This window comes from Labilithrix luteola, from assembly GCF_001263205.1.
Classification (GTDB): Bacteria; Myxococcota_A; Polyangia; order Polyangiales; family Polyangiaceae; genus Labilithrix; species Labilithrix luteola.
Window position 1 is genome coordinate 9,089,387 of the sequence record NZ_CP012333.1, and the last position, 17,360, is coordinate 9,106,746.

Here is a 17,360-nt window from a genome sequence, read left to right on the forward strand (position 1 = left end):
GAACCATGGGATGATACGGGATGGTTCATCCCAAAAATGAGATGATTTCCCTCGATGGTGGCCGGCTCTTCGTCGCCGTTGCTCGTCAGGGGAGCTTCGTCGAGGCCGCGCGGCGAACCGGCGTTCCGACGAGCACGGTGAGCCGCCATATTGCCGAGCTCGAGGAGGCGATCGGCGTCCGGCTCTTCCAACGAACGTCCCGCAAGGTGAGCCTCACCTCTGACGGCGCGCGGCTGTTCGAACGCGTTGGCCCGCTCTTCGACGAGCTTTCGACGGCGCTCGACGCTGCGGCGGATCGCGAAGAGGAGCCTGCCGGAACGCTTCGCGTGACCGCACCGGTGGTGACGGGCGCATCCCACGTCGCGCCGCTGCTCTTCGAGTTCTCGAAGGCGCATCCGAAGGTCTCGGTCGAGCTCGAGCTGACGAACGCCATCGTGGATCTCGTGGAGGATCGCTTCGATCTCGCGTTTCGCATCGGGCCCGTGGAAGGGGCCGACCTCGTGGCGCGTCGCATCTGGTCGTTTCCGTACGGGCTCGCCGCCTCGCCGCGCTTCGTGGACGACACGCTTCGTGGTCGCACGCAGATCACCGCCGACGAGCTCGTCCAACTCCCGGCGTTGGTCACTTCGAGGCGCGGGGCGTGGCGCCTTCGACGCAAAGACGGCACGCGTGACGACGTCAGGCCTAGCGCGCGCATTCTCGTGAACGATCCACGCGTGGCGGTCGAGGGCGCGACCCGAGGGCTCGGCATCGTCTGCGCGCCCCTCGAGATGCTGACGGCCAGAAAGAACGCGCTCACGCTGCTCGGCGTCCGAGGACGGACGTTCGAGCCGCGCGAGATCTTCATCGTCTATCCGTCACGAAGGTTGGTTCCGTCACGGGTTCGTGCCGCCGTCGACTGGTTCTTCCGCAAGTCTCGAAGGGGAGGGGCGTAGGGCGTCCTGTCATCCGCTCGTGGACGTGGCGAACGCCGGCGCTCGAACGACCTGCGTCATGGTTCGTCGCGTGCGCCGTGGACCGCGAGCATTCTGGCGCCACGTTTGAAGGCCGTGCTCCAGTCCGCTAGCGTTCTCTGAGGCGGGGGGCCGCGTTTGGAGGTCGTTCCGCGAGCCGGTGCCTTGACAAATCGAACGAGCGTTCTATTTTATCAGGATGGCAAAAGGGGAGGAAACCAGAAGCGCCGTGCTCGGTAAGGCCCTTGCACTCGCGACCCAAGTGGGGCTCGAGGGGGTCACCATCGGCCGGCTTGCGGACGAGGTGGGAATGTCGAAGAGCGGGCTCTTCGCGCATTTCGCCTCGAAGGAGAACCTCGCCGTTGCCATCCTCGACGAGGCCGCCGAGCGCTTCGTGGCGTTCGTGGTCACGCCTGCGTTCAAGAAGCCTCGTGGAGAGCCGCGCCTGCGCGCGCTCATCGACAACTGGCTGGCGTGGTCGAAAGCCGACTTCATGCCTGGTGGCTGTATTTTCGTGGCCGCAGGGGTCGAACTCGACGACAAGCCGGGGCCGGCGCGGGACCGGTTCGTTTCGGCGCAGCGCGATTGGCTGTCGACGCTCTCGGGCGCGGCGAAGATCGCGGTCGAGGAGAAGCACTTTCGCTCCGACCTCGACACCGAGCAACTGGCGCACGAGGTCTACTCGATCGCGTACGGCTATCACTTCCTGCGTCGGCTCGTCGATCCCGAGGGCGCGGAGAAGCGGGCGAGGGTCGCCTTCGAGCGCATCATCGCCGACGCGCGTGTCCGAGCCTGACGCGGGCGAACACGGAAAGGTTTCGAAAGGAGGAGAACATGGCTACGTCGCACTCGAAAAATAGAACGACCGTTCGTGCTTTGCCGGTAGGCCTTCGAGCTGCGCGGCTGGGGATACGTGTTCTGACTCCCCATGCGCCCGAGCTGGCGTCGCTCGTAGCTGAGGAGCTCTTCCTGACCGCCCAGCGGCACAAGCGGCCGAGCTGGGAGGTCGATGCGCTCTCTTCCGCGCGAGCGTTTCGCGTGCCCTACGACGACGGGTTCCTCCCCGCATGGTCCTGGGGGGCGGGCACCGACGTTGCGCTCCTCGTCCACGGCTGGGAAGGCCGTGGCTCGCAGCTCGCGCGCTTCGCCGAGCCGCTCCTACGCGAGCGCTTCCGCGTCGTCGCCTTCGATGCCCCCGGGCACGGCGACACGCGCTCGCGTCGGGGCTCGGTCGTCGACCATGCTCGCGCCGTCGATGCCGTGGCCCGTTACGTGGGACGCGTGGACGTGGTCATCGGGCACTCCGTGGGCGCGGCCGCCTCGCTGCTCGCCACGCGCTTCGGCTTCGAGCCGCGGCGGTTCGTGCTGATTTCCCCGCCCATCGGGCCGGCTCGCTTCGCGGCCGGGTTCGTCCAGATGTTGGAGCTGTCGAAGGGCATCGAGTCGGGCATGGTCGGCCGGCTCCAGCGCCGGTACGGCATGGCCCTGGACGAGCTCGACGCGTGCGCCGACGCGTCGAAGGTCCTCGCGCCCGTCCTCGTGGTCCACGACAAGGGCGACAAGGTCGTGCCGGAGGGGGATGGGGAAGCCATTGCTCGTTCCGCACCCCAGGGCCGTCTCATGGCCACGGCGGGCCTCGGCCACTACCGCATCCTCAAGGACCCGACCGTGCTCGAGGAAGCCGTCCGATTCGCGACCGAAGGGCGTACCGCCGCCTACGGCTCCTTCGCGGCGACGCTCGACGGAGAGCTGTTCTTCCGCGAAAACCGTCGTTGACGGCCGAGCTTTCACGGAACCCCTGAACAGAAAATGCGATCCCGAACTCGCGATTCTGTTGACGAAGATGCTCGGCCTGGGGTACTTCGCGTTCACCGGGTTGGGCGGGTAGCTCAGCGGTAGAGCGCTGGCCTTACAAGCCGGATGTCGCAGGTTCAAGCCCTGTCCCGCCTACCAGTCTCGGAAGCTTTGGTTTACAAGGCATCAACGAGACTTCGCAGGCCAGGGTACTTAGTCTCGCTCTTCTTAGTCTTACGTCACCAGTACTTAGTCACTAGTCACGCTTCTTGGGGCGGTAGTTAAGTCGGTTATAACGCCGGCCTGTCACGCCGGAGGCCGCGGGTTCGAGTCCCGTCCGCCCCGCAAGAAAGCAGGGCCCTGATCACGAAAGTGGTTGGGGCTTTTCCTTCTAAGTGAGCGCTCTGTTTTTGAGGGCGCTCGGCCTCGTCTCTTCTTATGCAGTCTCTTACTTAGGCAGTACGTCACGCTTCTTGGGGCGGTAGTTAAGTCGGTTATAACGCCGGCCTGTCACGCCGGAGGCCGCGGGTTCGAGTCCCGTCCGCCCCGCAAGAAAGCTCAAAGGCCCTGATCACGAACGTGGTCGGGGCCTTTGGCTTTTGTTCGCGTGTTGCTCCTGCGCAGCTCCCCGCACGAGCAAGCGCTCGCGCGGGAGAGCAGGCGACGGTCGCGTTATGGGTTCGGCAAGCCCCACGACTGGGGGCCGACGGCCCAGTCGTCCTTGGTGTTCGTGTCGGTGACGGAGACTCGCCGAATGGTGTTGCTCGTCGTCGTGGCGTTCGTCGCCGGCATTGCCGTCCAGTCGGCCGACACCTCCATCGCCGTCGGCGTGCTGTTTGTCGTGCAGAGCGCTCCTCCGCAGTCGGCCGGCAGCCAGTGGCCGACAGCCTGGAGCGCTTGGAGGTTGTTGGGGTAAGCGCCCGGCGGCGTACCCGGGTACCTGTGGAACGCGACGCCGTCTTGGATGGCGCCGTCAGGATCGAGCGCGAGGATGAGGCGACTCGAGAACGTGATGCCCGTCGTCCCGCCCTTGAAGTCCCAGGCCGTGTCGTAGTTCTCAGCGGTGGCGCTCGCTGGGAACTGATTCTTCGAGGTGGTCTCGCTGTCGGTGGTCGCGCCCATGTGGACCACGATGATGTCGCCCGTCGCGACGACGGCGTCAGGGAAGGTTCCGAGGACCGTGGGGCTATTGATGTCCTGCTGGAGAACAAACCCGTTGACCGTTCCGCCGGTGATCGCGACGAGCTCAACCAGATCCTTGTTCGAAGCCATCGTCGGCCCCACTTCGGTGATGCGGAGCACGGCGCGAGGTGCGAATCCCTTGAACGTCTGGCTGTTGTTCGCAGCCGACACCGGGTTCCCCGTCTTGTCCGTCACGCTCGATGCGACGGTCACCTTGTAGAGCGTGCCCCCGGCCTGGGGGCCGGTCGTGAGGGTGACGGTATTCCCCGCGACGACCGCTGCGTTCGCGAGGAGGCCGTTGTCGAACGTGAACTGCGTCATGACGTTCGTGATGCTGAGCTCGGCGATGGTTCGGTCGAACGTCAGCACCACTTGCATCGGCGACGCTGCCTTGGCGCTGACGAGCTTCGGCGCAGGGCAATTGGTGACAGTCACGTCGGCGGCCGAGAACGTCGACGGTTGTGCGACCCCGTTCGTCCGATACATCACTCCGGCGTTCATCGAGAAATCGCAGCCCTGAGTGGGGTCGAGCTCGTTTGCGATCGCCGTGGGGAGCCGCAGGCGGAGGTTGTTCGTCGCGCTCGTGATTCCCGGGGTCGTGATGGCGTAGCTCGTGAAGCTCGTGCCGAGCTCGGCGCCGCCGACGATCTTCCCTTGGAGCCTGACGAGTGTTGACTCGACGTCGCTCAAACCGCTGACGAGGACGGCGCTCGCATCGGCGGAACGATCGACCTTCAGGCCGGCGGGTTTTGCCGTGGCGAGATTGCCGACGGGGTGCCCACTGCTGATCACGGTGAGGTTGGTCACCGCCGTCACGACACGGAGCTCGCCGATGATCGCCTTGGTGGTCGCCGTGAACGAGATGCGATCGCCGACGTGGATCCGCGCGGACGCCGTCGGATCCGTCACGAACAGCGCGGGGCCCGCCGCCTCCGCTTGAACGAAGAAGCCGACGGGCTCGGAGGCCGACGGTCCCGCCACGCTGGGTTTGAGATAGGTGACGAATGCTCCTGTCACTTCGACATCGACCGGGCCGGCGGGCGCTGCGATGGTGGCTTGAAGCTGAGCGCTCGTCTGGCTGCGTGTCGTGGCGATGGGGGCTGCTTCGCACGCTTGCGAGCCACCGCCACAAAGCTGATCGAGGGTGCAATCTGCGTTCGAACGACAGATGCAGCCTGCCGTGCCGTCGCAAACTGGGCGGTTCGGGTCGACCGATTGGCACTGACTGTCGGTCGAACAGACCACGCACTGCCCACGTCCCGCGTTCGCCGCCCTATCGCAGAAGTCTTTGGCGCTGTTGGCGACGGCCATGCAGTCGGTGTCGGCCGTGCAGCCGCAGAAGTCATTCGCGCAGGTTGGTTTCGAAGCGTCGCAACGCTTGGAATCGGTGGCCGTGCATTCGACGCAGGCGGAGGGCGTGCTCGTCGTCTTGCAGATGGGCGTTTCCGCGGTGCACGAGGCGTTGTCGGTGCAGCCCTCGCACGCGCTCCCATCGGTCCTGCAGGTCTGGCTCCCCGGGCAGTCGTTGTCGGACACGCAAACCTTGCAGGCCCCTGCGCCGCCATTCGCAGCGGTGTCGCAAACGGTGCCGGTTGCGCAGCCTCGTGTGGCGTTGCACACGCGACAGGTCTTGTCCGCATCGCAGAACTCGCCGGCTGGGCACGCCGGACTGCAATCCGCGCCACCGTCCGGTGTGCTCGCGTCGGGCGTGCTCGCATCGGGGGTGCTCGAGTCAGGCTTGCCGGCATCGGGGGCGGCGACGATGCCGGTTTCGCGCGTGCACGTGGCGGAGCAGCCGTCGCCGTCGGCCGTGTTGCCGTCGTCACACTGTTCGCCGTCGCCGAGCTGACCGTCACCACAAGCCGGCGAGCTCGAAGGATCGTCACTACAGCCGGCGACGAGCGCAAGACCAACGAAGACACTTAGGACGGAAGGGAGCGCAAAGTTCGTACGCATGGCAGCGTCGCAGAGCAGCACAGAATGCGGCGCGCGATTGGGGAAATGCGTGCTGCTCGACGTCACGACGCGTGTCGGAGGCCGTCTCCTCGGCCCGCATCGCTACTGCAAGCCATCCCGGTTGCAGAACGACACGACCGATTGACATCGAGCAAGGCCGGGTCCGACACTGCCGCTACTCATGTACCCGGTTCGACGAACGGCGCTTGCTTGCGCGTCGATTGGCTTCTTGGCCGCTTGCGGAGGGGCAACGAGCGCTCCTCCCTCTTCCGTCGGAAGTTCGGAGCCCCATCCAGGTGCCGCCCCGGCGTCGAGCTCGACCAGCCACGCCAAACACGTGAACGGACGGCTCGAGCCCGCGCTGATCCAAAAGATCGTTCGCGCGAACTTCGACGGCATGCGCAAATGCTACGAAGCGGGGCTCGCTCGCAACGCAAGGCTCGAGGGCCGGGTCGCCACGCGCTTCGTCATCGAGCAAGACGGCACTGTCTCCGACGCCGTGCCCGTGAGCGATCCAGCCGTTGGCTCCACGGGCCCAGGCGACGTTCCTCTTCCCGACGCCGAAGTTACCGCTTGCGTCGCGGCGAGATTGAAGATGCTCAGATTTCCGGAGCCTAACGGTGGCATCGTGAGGGTGGTTTACCCGATCGTCTTTCACCCGGGGAACTGAGCGTCTACGGCGCGTGCGAGTGTGAGATCGGGCCCGTGTCGCGGGTGCCATCGACGTCGCTCATCTCCGTGCTGTCCCAGGTGCGTCCGCGGGGGAGGCGGCCGAGCTCGTGGGCGAGGCGTAGTGCGCCGAGCGCGATGACCTGGCCGTAGGTCGGGTAGGCGAAGGGGATGTCCGAGATTTGCTCGACCGTGAGGCCGGCCGCGATGCTGGTGCTCCCGATCTGGACGATCTCCGACGCATTCTCGCCGAGGACGTGGACGGCCACGAGCTGGCCGCTCTGGCGATCCGCAATCATCTTGCAGAAGCCGTCGGTGTGGTGGTCGACGACGGCGCGTGTGAGCTGATCGTAAGGAACGAGCGCCACGGCGACGGGGCCTCTGCGGCGTGCCAGATCTTCCGTCGGACCCACGCTCGCGTACTCGGGATCGGTGAAGCAACCCGAGCTGATCGGGATCGATTCCCAGGTGCGCCTCGTCCCGAGTACGGCGTTTTCGGCGGCGACGCGTCCTTGGAGAGCTGCGCTCTGCACGAGCATGCTCAACCCGTTGATGTCGCCGACGGCGAAGACGTGAGGGGCCGTCGTGCGCAGCTGCTCGTCGACACGGATGTGGCTGCCCGACGTGCGCACGCCGGCGGCGGCGAGGTTGAGCTCGTCGATGTTGCCAGGCCAGCCGATGGCGAAGACCACCACGTCGACGGCGGCTTCGCTGACCCCGCGCGGGGTGTGGTACTTGAGGACCAGACCTTCGCTCGTGTGGTCGATGCGCTCGACGCGCGCCGAGGTGGAGACGCGAACGCCGCGCGCACGGAAGGTGCGCTCGAGACCGAGCGAGACGTCACGGTCTTCGGCGGGCACCAGGCGATCGAGCGTTTCGACCAGCGTGACTTCGACGCCGAGGTCGATGAAGACGGAGGCAAGCTGGCAACCCGTCGACGCGCCGCCGACGATGGCGATACGTCGCGGGAGCTCTTCCAGCGCCCAGAGCTCGGCGTAGGAGGAGGCGTACTCGTTGCCCGGAATGGTGAGGCTTCGGCTGTGGCCGCCGGTGGCGATCACGAAGCGATCGGCGGTGAAGATCTGGCGGCGCTCGGTGCGCACGGTCCGTGGGTCGACGAAGTGCGATGCGCCGGCGTTCTGCACGACCGTCACGCCCCGCGCGCGCGCGTACCCTTCGAGGTTCTTCGACTCATGGATGCGTGCTGCCGTGACGCGTGCGGCTTCGATCACGGCGTGCATGTCGACTTCCGCGTGCGGCCCGCGAAGGCCGAACTGAGGCCACGTCGTCGAGTCACGTACGAGACGCGCCGCATGTGCCAGTGCGCGCACGGGGGCGGGACCCTGTTCGAAGCAGATGCCGCCGAGACGAGCGCGCTCGAGCAGCGTGACCTCGGCACCCAGCTCGGCTGCGCGAAGCGCCGCCGCCAGGCCTGCCGGACCTCCACCGATCACGACGACTCGCATGCCCACAATGTTGGGAGCGTGAGCGCGGCCGCAATGCGACGACCGCGTGCTTGGGCTCGCTCGTGGGCACGACGAATGCTGGCGCTCGGTTGGGAGAGGCCGGCGCACCGCGTCCGATCACCAAGCGCTGCGTCACGCCGGCCGGAGTGCGATGAAGGTCGTCTACCATTTCCCCGCAGGACTCGTCGCGCTCGTGCTCGTGCTGAGCACCCTCGTATCCATCGAGATCGGTCACCGGCTGGGGCGTCGCTGGGTCGCGCGCGGTCACAAACACGGCGAAGAGGAAGAAGCCACGAGCCTGGTGAAGACCACGGTGATGGGGCTTCTCGGTCTCCTCCTGGCGTTCTCGTTTTCCTTCTCCGCCGAGCGCTACGATGATCGTTTGAAGATCAATTGGCGCGAGGCCAATGCGATCGATACGGCGTACCTGAGAAGCGCGGCACTCACCGACGGCGCGCGCGTGCGAGTACGGCAGCTGTTCCGTCAGTACATCGAGGCGCGTATCGAGTACGCGACGACCCCCGCGACCGACGACCGTCTCGTGGCGATCGACGTCGAAAGCGAGCGCCTCCAGACCGAGCTCTGGCACGCGGCCGTCGACGAGGCGCATCGCGACCCGAAGGACTTGACGATCGCACTGCTTCTCCAGTCGTTGAACGAGGTGATCGACGTCGCGGCCGAGCAGCGTGCCGCGCGGCGCAACCGCGTTCCGATTACGATCCTGATGATGCTCTTCGTCTCGACGCTGTTCGCGAGCGCGCTCGTCGGCTTCTCCACCAAGTTGAAGGCGGTCCGAAACCTGCCGGTGTGGGTCATCTTCGCCGCGCTGGTCGGCATCGTCATCTTCACGATCCTCGACCTCGACCGACCACGGCAGGGCCTCATCCGCGTCGACGTGGACGCGCTCCTGAGCGTGCGCGCGCACATGCTCCGTAACGAGTAAGCCGCGCGCGCGTCAGTGATGGCGGCCGAGGAGGGTGGTCGCCGCCGCGAAGAGTGCACCCAGAAGCGCGAACACCAAGACGACGAGGATGGAACGAAGCAGTCCCGACGAGCGCGGCGCTCGATACGCCGTGATCGACGTGTCTGCCGTCGGCAGCGGCGGCGCGGACACCGCCGGCGGCGGGAACGAGCTCGGAGCGCTCGGCGGACTGCTCTCCCATCGCGTTTGCGGCATCACCGTTCCCGAAGGCGGGAGGGGCACCGGAACGAACGTCTTCGGCGGCGTTGCCAACCACGTCTCGTGAGGCGTTTGCGCCATCGGTTCGTAGCGTGGCCGTGCCGGCATCGCGCCGGACGACGGCTGACTCTCCGGAGCCTCGGGCCCGGCCACGCGGGGGACGGACGGTCGCGTTCCGCTCTGCGTGCGCCTCGGTGACGTCGACTCCGGGCCCTCGCTCCGGATCGACGCGAGGACGGCCTCGGGCATCGTCGCGAGCCGCGTGGGGGCGCTATACGCGTCGTTCGAACCGGGCGGTGGCGGAAGCGTCTCCCGTTCGTCCGGATCGTCGTTCACGTCGCGTGCAGAGTTGTCTCCGGTCATGGGGTCCTCCGATCAGCTGCCCTTGGTCGCCCTGATGACTTGAGGAGTCGTCGTGGGGCCCGCGAGGGTAGGGACACCTCCCGCGAAGGAAATCGGATCGATGCGGAGCGCGCGTGCGCCGCCGTTCGAGTAGCCGACGATCGGGCTCGACCAACCGTGGTAAGCCATCCAGAGCGTGCCGCTCGTGTCGGTGAAGAACTCCTGGCCCCCCGGGCCGAGGGCGCCGTCGCGCGAGGCCACGAGCGGAGCGTCGAGCGATTGCTTCTCGCACGGACCGACGGGACCGCTGCACGTGGCATAGCCGACGGCGTAGTTCGGGCTCTCCCACCAGTTGGCCGAGTAAAAGAGGTAGTACTTGCCGTCGTGCTTCGCCATGCTCGGGCCTTCGATGAGCGGCTGCTCCCAGGTCTTGTCGCGACGGAGAAGCGCGCTGGGAAGTCCCTCGAGCCTGAGGCCATCGGCGGCGAGCTTCTGTGACCAGAGCCGCGCGTCCGCACGGCAGGGCTCGGCGTTCTCGTCACTCTTCCAGAGCAAGAATGCATTGCCGTCGTCGTCGACGAAGGGGCTCGGATCGATCGAGCCGCACATCGCTTGCTCGCCGGCGACCTGGCAAATGAGCGGTGCGTCGCTCTCGTCGACGAAGGGCCCTTCGGGACGATCGGCCATCGCCCTTCCGATGCACTGGAAGCCCGAAGCGGTGCTCCGAGCCGTGTAGTAGAGGACGTAGCGCGAGCCGCGTGCGAGCACCGAAGGCGCCCACGTGAGCGAAGCGTTGGCCTTCGCCCACGCAGGAAGTGCGGGCAGGGCGTCGGCAAGCTCGGTCCACGACGCCAGGTCCGTCGACACGGCCGCTTGCACGTTCTTCGACGCGTTGTTCGTGGCGTACGCGTAGAACGTCTCGCCGACGCGCAGGATGAAGGGATCGGCGAAGTCTCCGGCGAAGACGGGATTCGTGTACGTGCGTGGCGTCGCCGCTCCCGCGTCCGTGGGGGTAGGCGCCGCGTCCCCAAGATGGCCGGCGTCGCGCATGGGTGACGTTCCGTCGGGGACGGTCGCGTCGGGCCGATCGGCCCGGGCCTTTGCGGAAGAACCGGTGGTGCATCCGGTGCTCGTCGCCACGACGGCGAGGAGGGCGATAGAGAGCGTGCGCATCGAAGTTTCAGCGATAGTTCACGGTGACGTTGTCGTAGCGAAGCGCCCAGCCGGACTGGGGGTTCGCCGCAAACACGGCACCGAGAATGAGGGTGGGGACGGGATCGAGGCCCGGCGTCGGCGTGATGGTTTCGCGGAGTCCCACGGCGACGTCGTCGAGCGAGACGGTCACGCCCGGATTGTTGCCGGAGGCGACGACGTCGAGCTTGACGCGCGTCCACTTGCCGAGCGGCACGTTGAAGTACGGATGGTACGTGTCCTTGTTGTTCGGCGGCGCGACGAGGTCCGACTCCTCGAGGCGCACGGCGCCGTTTCCGTAGACGAGGCGCAGCGAGTATTTCGCCGTGCCTTTCTGGTACTCGAGCGCCGCGAGCATGAGCGCCGCCGTGCCGTCGTGGACCTTCTCCGGGTTGAAGTCGAAAGCCACCACGAGGTTCGTCGACGGAACCACGAAGCTGCGCGTGATCTTCGAGACGAACGTGCCGATGCCCGTATTGGCGGGCGCGTTCATGAAGAAGTCGTTCGGCGCCGAGCTCGGCGATGCCGTGGAGAGATTCGCGAAGACCCCTTCGCGGACCCACTTCACGTCGAGCGGCGTGCCGTCGAAGTCGTCGCAGAACGTGGCCGTGGAGTTCGGGGCCTGGGCGCAGAACGTGCCGCCGTCGACGAAGGATGGCGGCACTTCGGAGGTGGGCCCCGAGTCCGCGCCGGCATCGCTCGCCGCGCCGGGATCGGCCGAGGACGCGTCGCTGGATGCGTCGCCGTCCTCGGGAAGCGAGGTATCGTCGCTGGCGCCCAGCTTCTTCGGACCGACGAAACCGTCGAAGCCCGTGAGCGAGCAGGCCGCTACGAAGAGGGCGGAGGCCGAAGCCCCCGCCAGAATGAGGCGCGAACGGATTCGAACGGTCATTTCAGAACGACGGCGTGGTTGTCCCAGAAGATCTTGAGCCCGGCGCTATTGGCCTTGTTGAAGACGAGGGGCATGCCGGCGATGCGCGCGAAGGTGGCCTGCGCACGTGTGATGCCGGGGTACGACTTCTGGAATGCGACGTTGCCGTCGACGGAGAGCGTGAATTGGACGGTATCCGTCGAAGACGCATCGGCCGCGGTATTGGCAAATGCGAACTTGGCAGTCTGCTCGATGTGGTGCCATTTGCCGAGCAGGACCGTTCCCGCCGGCATCGGGTCTTCGATGACGTAATCGCCGCCGTTGGCGGTTTGATTGTGTTCGATCTTGAACTGACCGATCGAGGCGTTGTCCGCGAACATCACGACGCGGAAGCCGAAGGTGTCGGGCCCGGCGGCATCGGTGAACTGGAAATCGTCGAGGAAGTAGCCGTCCGTCGTTCCGACGTTCTCGAAGAACACGTCGTACGACCAGGTGGCCTCCGTGAAGTCGGCCTTCTGGACCGTCTTTGCGAACTTCGCGCCCGGCGTCGTGCCGTCGATGATTTGGGATTGGAGCGAATTCGGCTGCGAGACGGCGCGCGCCTTGGAAAGGGCGAGGACCGGTTGCGACGTTGGCTCGAGGAAATCCCATTTGGTCTTTCCCGAATCGAGGGCGTCGTCCTTGTCGAAGTCGTCGCAGAACGCGGCCCCCGGAATGGCCGCGCATCCGGTCTTCGGTTCACAGCCGCCATCAGCGCAGGCGTCGGGGTCTTCCGTCGCGCTGTCGGCGGCGTCGGCCGCAGCGTCGGTGACCGATGCATCGCCAGCATCGGGCGCCTTCGCGTCGGATTTCCCAGTGCCGCTGTCGGCGGCGGGGGTCGTCGGTTCCTGCGTTCCAACCGGTGTCGATCCGTCGTTGTCGTTCGTGCAGGCGGTCGCGGTCAAGGCCGCGCTCGTCAGCAAGCTGGCGAGAGCGATGACGGCGTACGCATTCGGGCGATGTCTCGACTCGTGCTGCATGGGGCGCAAACGCTGCCCGACGGATCGCACTAGCGCAAGTTGGGAAAACCTTATCGAATCAATGAGGTGCGTAATCGGAATGACATTCGGCACCGCGGATTCGAGTGGGGGTGAATCGGCGGAGCGGGGTGTCGGAAGTCGCCATTTCGTCCGCTCACGACGTGGGATTCCGTCGAGACATGGTTCAGCGGAAGCGTAGATGACCCGCAAGCGGGGCCGTGAGCGCCGCCGTTCGGTTGGGAAATGCCCAGTCGCTCTTCGATCCGCTGCCGGGGTGTACGCGCGTAGGTCGTCCGCGCGCATCGACGCGCACGCGTTGACGTCTACGGCGCCGCTTGCGGGAGTGACCGTTGGTTCGAGTTTGAAATCGTTGTTAGCGCGAGCGAGAGATTGATTTGTTCGACAACTGAAAATCCCGTTCGAAACGGCTCATGTGTAATCCGTTGCGAATTCGTTTGATAAAAAGGTGCCTGGGCTTATCGTTTTCAACTCGACAGGACATCGGATGAGCATCGGTGAGTCTCCACAGTCGTCGCACGCAGCGCATCCGCGCCCGCTCGGGCGTTATGTGCTGTACGACGAAATCGCGGCCGGAGGGATGGCTGCGGTTCACGTGGCAAGGCTGCATGGTGCGGTCGGGTTCTCGCGCATCGTCGCTATCAAGCGCTTGCATCCGAGGCGTGCGCGCGATCCGTACTTCGTGCGGATGTTTCTCGAAGAGGCGCGCATCGCGTCGCGCGTGAAGCACCCGAACGTCGTCTCCACGTTCGACTTCGTGGCCGACGAGTCCGAAGTGTTCCTCGTGATGGAGTACGTCAACGGCGAGTCGCTCGAGAAGATCATGGGCGGACTTCCGAGGCCGATGCCCGCGCCCGTCGCCGTTTCGATCATGTGCGGCGTGCTCGAAGGACTCCATGCGGCGCACGAGGCCACGAGCGACGCGGGCGAACCGCTCCTCGTCGTGCACCGAGACGTGTCTCCGCACAACGTGCTGATCGGCAGCGATGGCGTTGCGCGCGTCTTCGACTTCGGGATCGCGAAGGCGATCGACAGCGCCGAGGACACGCGCGAGGGCGTCGTCAAAGGCAAGGTGGCGTACATGGCGCCCGAGCAGGTGCGCGGCGCCATCGATCGGCGCTCGGACGTCTACGCTGCCGGCGTGATGCTCTGGGAGCTGCTCGTGTCTCGCCGCCGGCATGCGGGGGAGGCGAACGACCAGCTGTTCCTGAAGCTCGCCAGAAACGAGCTGACGGCGCCGGCACCCCCCAGCACGCTCGTCGCCGATCTGCCGCGTGCCATCGACGACGTCGTCGCGCGAGCGACGTCGCCCGATCCCAATGCGCGCTTCGCAACGGCACGCGAGATGGCTCTCGCCTTGGAAGCGGCGATGCTGCCGTCGCCCGCACGCGAGGTCGCGCACTGGCTTCGCGACGTGGCGAACGTGCGCCTCTCGCAGCTGTCGGCCATCGAGCGGCAGATTGCGGGCGACGACTCGGTGGTTCTTTCCAGGCCGCCGACGCTCATGCCGGGCCCGATGGTGGCGCCTCCCACCACGCTCCCTTCGCTCGTCTCGAGCACGATGCCGGTGGCGACGGGCCCTTCGAGCGTGTTCCCACCGTTCGAGCCGGCGCGGCGAAATTGGACGATGCCGGCGGCCTTCATTGCCTTCACCGCAGCCCTCCTGCTCGTGGGGCTTCGGACGTGGCCGCGAGACTCGGAGCCCGCGGCGGCTCCTGCAGCGGCGGGGCCTGCGGTCGTCACTGCGCAAGCGAGCGCGGCGTCGTCGGTCGTCGCACCGGCCGAGTCCGCGTCGACGTCCGTCGTCGATGGCTCCGCACCGGCCAAAGGCAACGATCTTCGGCCGGCGTGGGCCCCGAAGCACGTCGTCGCGTCCCCGCCGCCTGCGCCGAAGCCCGCGGCGCCCCCGCCGATCGCTCCTGCGCCTCCGCCGACCGCGAAGGCGACGGCCGCGCCGGCCAAAGCTGGTTGCGACAACCCGTTCGTGATCGGCCCCGATGGAATTCGTCAGATCAAACCGGAATGCCTGTGAGTGAGGTAGCGAAGAAGATGAAGCTCGGCTCTCGTGGTGCCCTTCGATCGCGTCTGCTGATGGTCTTGAGCGCGTTTGCTCAAGTCACGGCCCTCGCCGTACCTTCGAACGCCCGCGCGGCCGAGCCGGACAAGGCCGTGTGTGCCGAGGCGTATCGAAGCTCGCAGACCCAGCGAAAGTCGGGCAATCTGCGTCGCGCGCGCGAGGCGCTCATCACGTGCGCGAGCGATCGGTGTCCGTCGGTGATGCAACCTGATTGCATGCGCTGGCTCACCGAGGTCGAGGCCGCCATGCCGTCGCTGACGTTCGCCGCGACCGGCGAGACCGGCAAGGACGTGACCGAGGTGCACGTCTCGATCGACGGCGAGACACTCACGCACGAGCTCGACGGCAAGGCCATCCCGGTTGATCCCGGCTCCCACACGCTTCGTTTCGAGCGTGCGAACGCCGAACCGATCGAGCAGCCGATCATCGTCCACGAGGGCGAAAAGGCCCGCGTGGTCTCGGTGAGTTGGCTCCAAAAGTCCCCAGTCGCGCTCTTCCGCGAGGAGACCGTGAAGCGCGAGTCGTCGGGTCCGCCCACGCTCACGTGGGTCTTCGGCGGCGTGGGCCTCGCCGGTGTGGCTACCTTCGCCATCCTCGGTCTGACCGGACTCAACCGACGGAGCAATCTCGAGAAGGAGTGCTTCGGCAGCTGCGACCAGAGCCAGGTCGACTCGGTGAAACACCAGTTCCTCGCCGCCGACATCGCGCTCGGCGCGGGTGCTCTCTCGCTCGGAGTGGCCACGGTCTTGTGGCTCACGCACCGCGCTCACAAGAGCAAGGAGGGGACGAGCCTCGAGGCGCTCAAGCACTTCAAGACGCCTCCCATGACGGTGCTCGTCGCCCCGAAGCCCGGCGGTGGTGTCGCTGGACTCACGGGGCGATTCTGAGCGCGCAACGCGCCGTCAGTTGACCGGCTCGTCGAACACGACGGCCCAGTTGAAGAGCTCGTAGCTGTTGTTCGACGGGGTATCGTCCGAGTCGCGCAGGTTTCCGCGCGGCCCACTTTCGACGCCCGGGCAGGTGAGCGGCACCGCCGTGTACGCATAGCGGAGGCGCGCCCCGTTACTCGGTTTGCGATCGAGGGTGACCTTGACGGTATCGTCACCGACGACCTCGACCGCCGTGATCTTGGGCGGTGATCCACTCGTGTCGTAGAACTCGAAGCCGTAGTTGCCCGGGTTCGAGACGCGGTTGGCGTCGAGCACGAGCGGCGGCTTCGGAACGTAGAACTTCGCGGTGACCACCGTGCCGTCGAGCGTGACCTGCTTCGGGCGGACGGGCTCCCAGGGGAGTCCCTCGATGAACATGCGCGCGTAGACTTTAGCGAAGTACTCGCCGATGTGGCGCTCGCCGTGGTTCGAGTAGTGAAGGCAGTCGCCGGCGTACTCGAAGATGTAGCTCGGGCCGACGAGCACGACTTTCCCGGGCGCGCGCGTATGCGCCTCGAGCTGCCACGTCGGGATCTGACTGTGCGGGACGTCGTTCCAGTTGGACATCTGGAGCTGCAAGAGCGGAACGTCGTCCGTTTGGCCCGTGATGGTCTTCACGCCCCGGTCGTAGTCGCGCTGCCACTCGAGCATCGCGTCGGCGTAGTTCTGGATTGTCGACGTGCCGTCGGTGCCGGGCATCGGGAATTCGGCCAGGCCCATCGTATAGGCGTAGTGATCGCTCTCGCCGTGGATCGCCGTGACGGCGCGCACCACGTATGTCTTGCCGGCGGCCTTCGCGAGATCCATCGCGTCGGAGACCTCGTTCATGCCGTCGTCGAAGGGCGTGGTGTAGGGGTTCGGCGTTCCGAAGAAGTCGCACCCGTTCTTGCGAAGGCAAGCGTAGGTGTACCCGCTTCGACCATGGAGGCTCACGAGGAGGTCGTGGCTGGGTTTGCCGACGAGCAACTTCTCCGCACCGAGCTTGCCGACGAGATTCGCCATGCCTGCGGACATCGTTTCCACCGCATAGTCGAAGAAGTAGTCCCCTTCGGTGAGCGGAATGAACGACGTGGGCTTCTCGTAGACCCGGCACCCGTTTCCGTCGCAGTTCGTGCCGGGGATGATGCCGACGTTGAACATGATGTTGCGGTAGGGTTGGGTCATCGTCAGCGGAGGGAATGCCTCGTTGCCGACCGAGTTCGACTGACCCGTCGAGAGCACGTGATTCACGTCGTAGTGGACGTACGGTTTTGGCTGATCCGGCGACGTGCCGGGACCCGGGTTGCCCGGCGCAGGTGACGGGTCTTGATTGCCCGGAGGCTGCGCCACCGGATTGGGATCGCCGCCACCAGTCGACGAATTCGAGTCGCATGCGGCGGCGAAAGCGAGGATTGTGGTCGCTAGGAGCGCAAAGCGTCGGGTGCGGAGCATGACGAGTCATCGCCACTGCATCGCGCGGGCCGAACCGATGAGCCGCGGCGACTGCTACCGGCGGTGACGTCGTCACCGAGCATCTCTCGGCATCGAGGTTCGCGCGCCGATCGAAGCGGTCCCCGCGCGTTTCGAAGCGCGACGGAGAGCTGCGCCACACTGAGCTCGCTCGCGCGGGGCAACGCCGACGTTTCGCAAGGCTGCGAGCGCGAGCATGGAAAGGCGACGGCCGCGAACGACGCAAGCGCGTCACTCACGGCCGATGGCACCTCGATGTGAGGT

At 66.3% G+C, this 17,360-nt stretch carries 15 protein-coding genes and 3 tRNA genes; 11 read left to right on the forward strand and 7 right to left on the reverse strand.

Annotated features, from left to right (window positions below):
• Positions 1-41: 41 nt before the first annotated feature.
• The 6 genes from AKJ09_RS39415 (at position 42) to AKJ09_RS39440 (ending at position 3,296) form a co-directional block, all read left to right on the forward strand.
• Positions 42-935: a LysR family transcriptional regulator gene (locus AKJ09_RS39415; RefSeq protein WP_240488775.1), complete on the forward strand. Its 894-nt coding sequence runs from the start codon at positions 42-44 to the stop codon at positions 933-935.
• A gap of 217 nt (positions 936-1,152) precedes the next feature.
• Positions 1,153-1,749 (forward strand): TetR/AcrR family transcriptional regulator, encoded by a 597-nt coding sequence (locus tag AKJ09_RS39420; RefSeq protein ID WP_146652986.1) that lies wholly within the window; start codon positions 1,153-1,155, stop codon positions 1,747-1,749.
• 38 nt (positions 1,750-1,787) lie between these two features.
• The gene (locus tag AKJ09_RS39425; RefSeq protein WP_146652987.1) at positions 1,788-2,729 is read left to right on the forward strand and encodes an alpha/beta hydrolase; all 942 of its coding nucleotides are present in this window, start codon (positions 1,788-1,790) and stop codon (positions 2,727-2,729) included.
• A gap of 102 nt (positions 2,730-2,831) precedes the next feature.
• Positions 2,832-2,906, forward strand: a tRNA-Val gene (locus AKJ09_RS39430).
• Between the two features lie 112 nt (positions 2,907-3,018).
• Positions 3,019-3,092: transfer RNA gene (locus AKJ09_RS39435), tRNA-Asp, on the forward strand.
• 130 nt (positions 3,093-3,222) lie between these two features.
• A tRNA-Asp gene (locus AKJ09_RS39440) sits at positions 3,223-3,296 on the forward strand.
• 123 nt (positions 3,297-3,419) lie between these two features.
• Here the strand turns inward: AKJ09_RS39440 and AKJ09_RS55760 are convergent.
• Positions 3,420-5,885 (reverse strand): lipoprotein TP_1001-related protein, encoded by a 2,466-nt coding sequence (locus tag AKJ09_RS55760; RefSeq protein ID WP_146652988.1) that lies wholly within the window; start codon positions 5,883-5,885, stop codon positions 3,420-3,422.
• On the opposite strand from AKJ09_RS55760, the gene AKJ09_RS54510 reads away from it, so the two are divergent.
• Together AKJ09_RS54510 and AKJ09_RS39450 are read left to right on the forward strand one after the other, a co-directional pair.
• The gene (locus AKJ09_RS54510; protein WP_205633928.1) at positions 5,884-6,030 is read left to right on the forward strand and encodes a hypothetical protein; all 147 of its coding nucleotides are present in this window, start codon (positions 5,884-5,886) and stop codon (positions 6,028-6,030) included. The two genes, AKJ09_RS55760 and AKJ09_RS54510, sit on opposite strands and share 2 nt — an antisense overlap.
• 192 nt (positions 6,031-6,222) lie before the next feature.
• Complete coding sequence (locus AKJ09_RS39450) at positions 6,223-6,555, forward strand: AgmX/PglI C-terminal domain-containing protein (protein ID WP_205633929.1); 333 nt, start codon at positions 6,223-6,225, stop codon at positions 6,553-6,555.
• 4 nt (positions 6,556-6,559) lie between these two features.
• Here the strand turns inward: AKJ09_RS39450 and AKJ09_RS39455 are convergent, their stop codons facing one another.
• Positions 6,560-8,020, reverse strand: a complete 1,461-nt coding sequence (locus AKJ09_RS39455) for a dihydrolipoyl dehydrogenase family protein (protein WP_146652990.1) — start codon at positions 8,018-8,020, stop codon at positions 6,560-6,562.
• 151 nt (positions 8,021-8,171) lie between these two features.
• On the opposite strand from AKJ09_RS39455, the gene AKJ09_RS39460 reads away from it, so the two are divergent.
• Positions 8,172-8,963, forward strand: coding sequence for a bestrophin-like domain (locus AKJ09_RS39460; RefSeq protein ID WP_146652991.1), 792 nt, complete (start codon positions 8,172-8,174; stop codon positions 8,961-8,963).
• A gap of 12 nt (positions 8,964-8,975) precedes the next feature.
• On the opposite strand, the gene AKJ09_RS39465 is transcribed toward AKJ09_RS39460, so the two are convergent.
• Genes AKJ09_RS39465 through AKJ09_RS39480 form a run of 4 tightly spaced genes read right to left on the reverse strand, consistent with a single transcriptional unit; the run spans position 8,976 to position 12,623 of the window.
• Positions 8,976-9,563 (reverse strand): hypothetical protein, encoded by a 588-nt coding sequence (locus AKJ09_RS39465; protein WP_146652992.1) that lies wholly within the window; start codon positions 9,561-9,563, stop codon positions 8,976-8,978.
• Between the two features lie 12 nt (positions 9,564-9,575).
• Complete coding sequence (locus AKJ09_RS39470; RefSeq protein WP_146652993.1) at positions 9,576-10,715, reverse strand: glycoside hydrolase family 43 protein; 1,140 nt, start codon at positions 10,713-10,715, stop codon at positions 9,576-9,578.
• A gap of 7 nt (positions 10,716-10,722) precedes the next feature.
• Entirely contained in the window at positions 10,723-11,625 is a 903-nt protein-coding gene (locus AKJ09_RS39475; RefSeq protein ID WP_146652994.1) for a hypothetical protein, read from the reverse strand.
• Positions 11,622-12,623, reverse strand: a complete 1,002-nt coding sequence (locus tag AKJ09_RS39480) for a hypothetical protein (protein ID WP_146652995.1) — start codon at positions 12,621-12,623, stop codon at positions 11,622-11,624. Before AKJ09_RS39480 ends, AKJ09_RS39475 begins: the two co-directional genes overlap by 4 nt.
• Positions 12,624-13,128: 505 nt before the next feature.
• On the opposite strand from AKJ09_RS39480, the gene AKJ09_RS39485 reads away from it, so the two are divergent.
• Together AKJ09_RS39485 and AKJ09_RS39490 are read left to right on the forward strand one after the other, a co-directional pair.
• The gene (locus AKJ09_RS39485; protein WP_146652996.1) at positions 13,129-14,673 is read left to right on the forward strand and encodes a serine/threonine protein kinase; all 1,545 of its coding nucleotides are present in this window, start codon (positions 13,129-13,131) and stop codon (positions 14,671-14,673) included.
• Positions 14,674-14,690: 17 nt separating this feature from the next.
• Positions 14,691-15,605 carry a hypothetical protein gene (locus AKJ09_RS39490; RefSeq protein WP_146652997.1) on the forward strand — a complete coding sequence of 305 codons (915 nt, stop codon included), beginning with the start codon at positions 14,691-14,693 and terminating at the stop codon, positions 15,603-15,605.
• A gap of 15 nt (positions 15,606-15,620) precedes the next feature.
• Here AKJ09_RS39490 and AKJ09_RS39495 read toward each other — a convergent pair whose 3' ends face one another.
• Positions 15,621-17,078 carry a hypothetical protein gene (locus AKJ09_RS39495; RefSeq protein ID WP_146652998.1) on the reverse strand — a complete coding sequence of 486 codons (1,458 nt, stop codon included), beginning with the start codon at positions 17,076-17,078 and terminating at the stop codon, positions 15,621-15,623.
• Between the last annotated feature and the right edge of the window lie 282 nt (positions 17,079-17,360).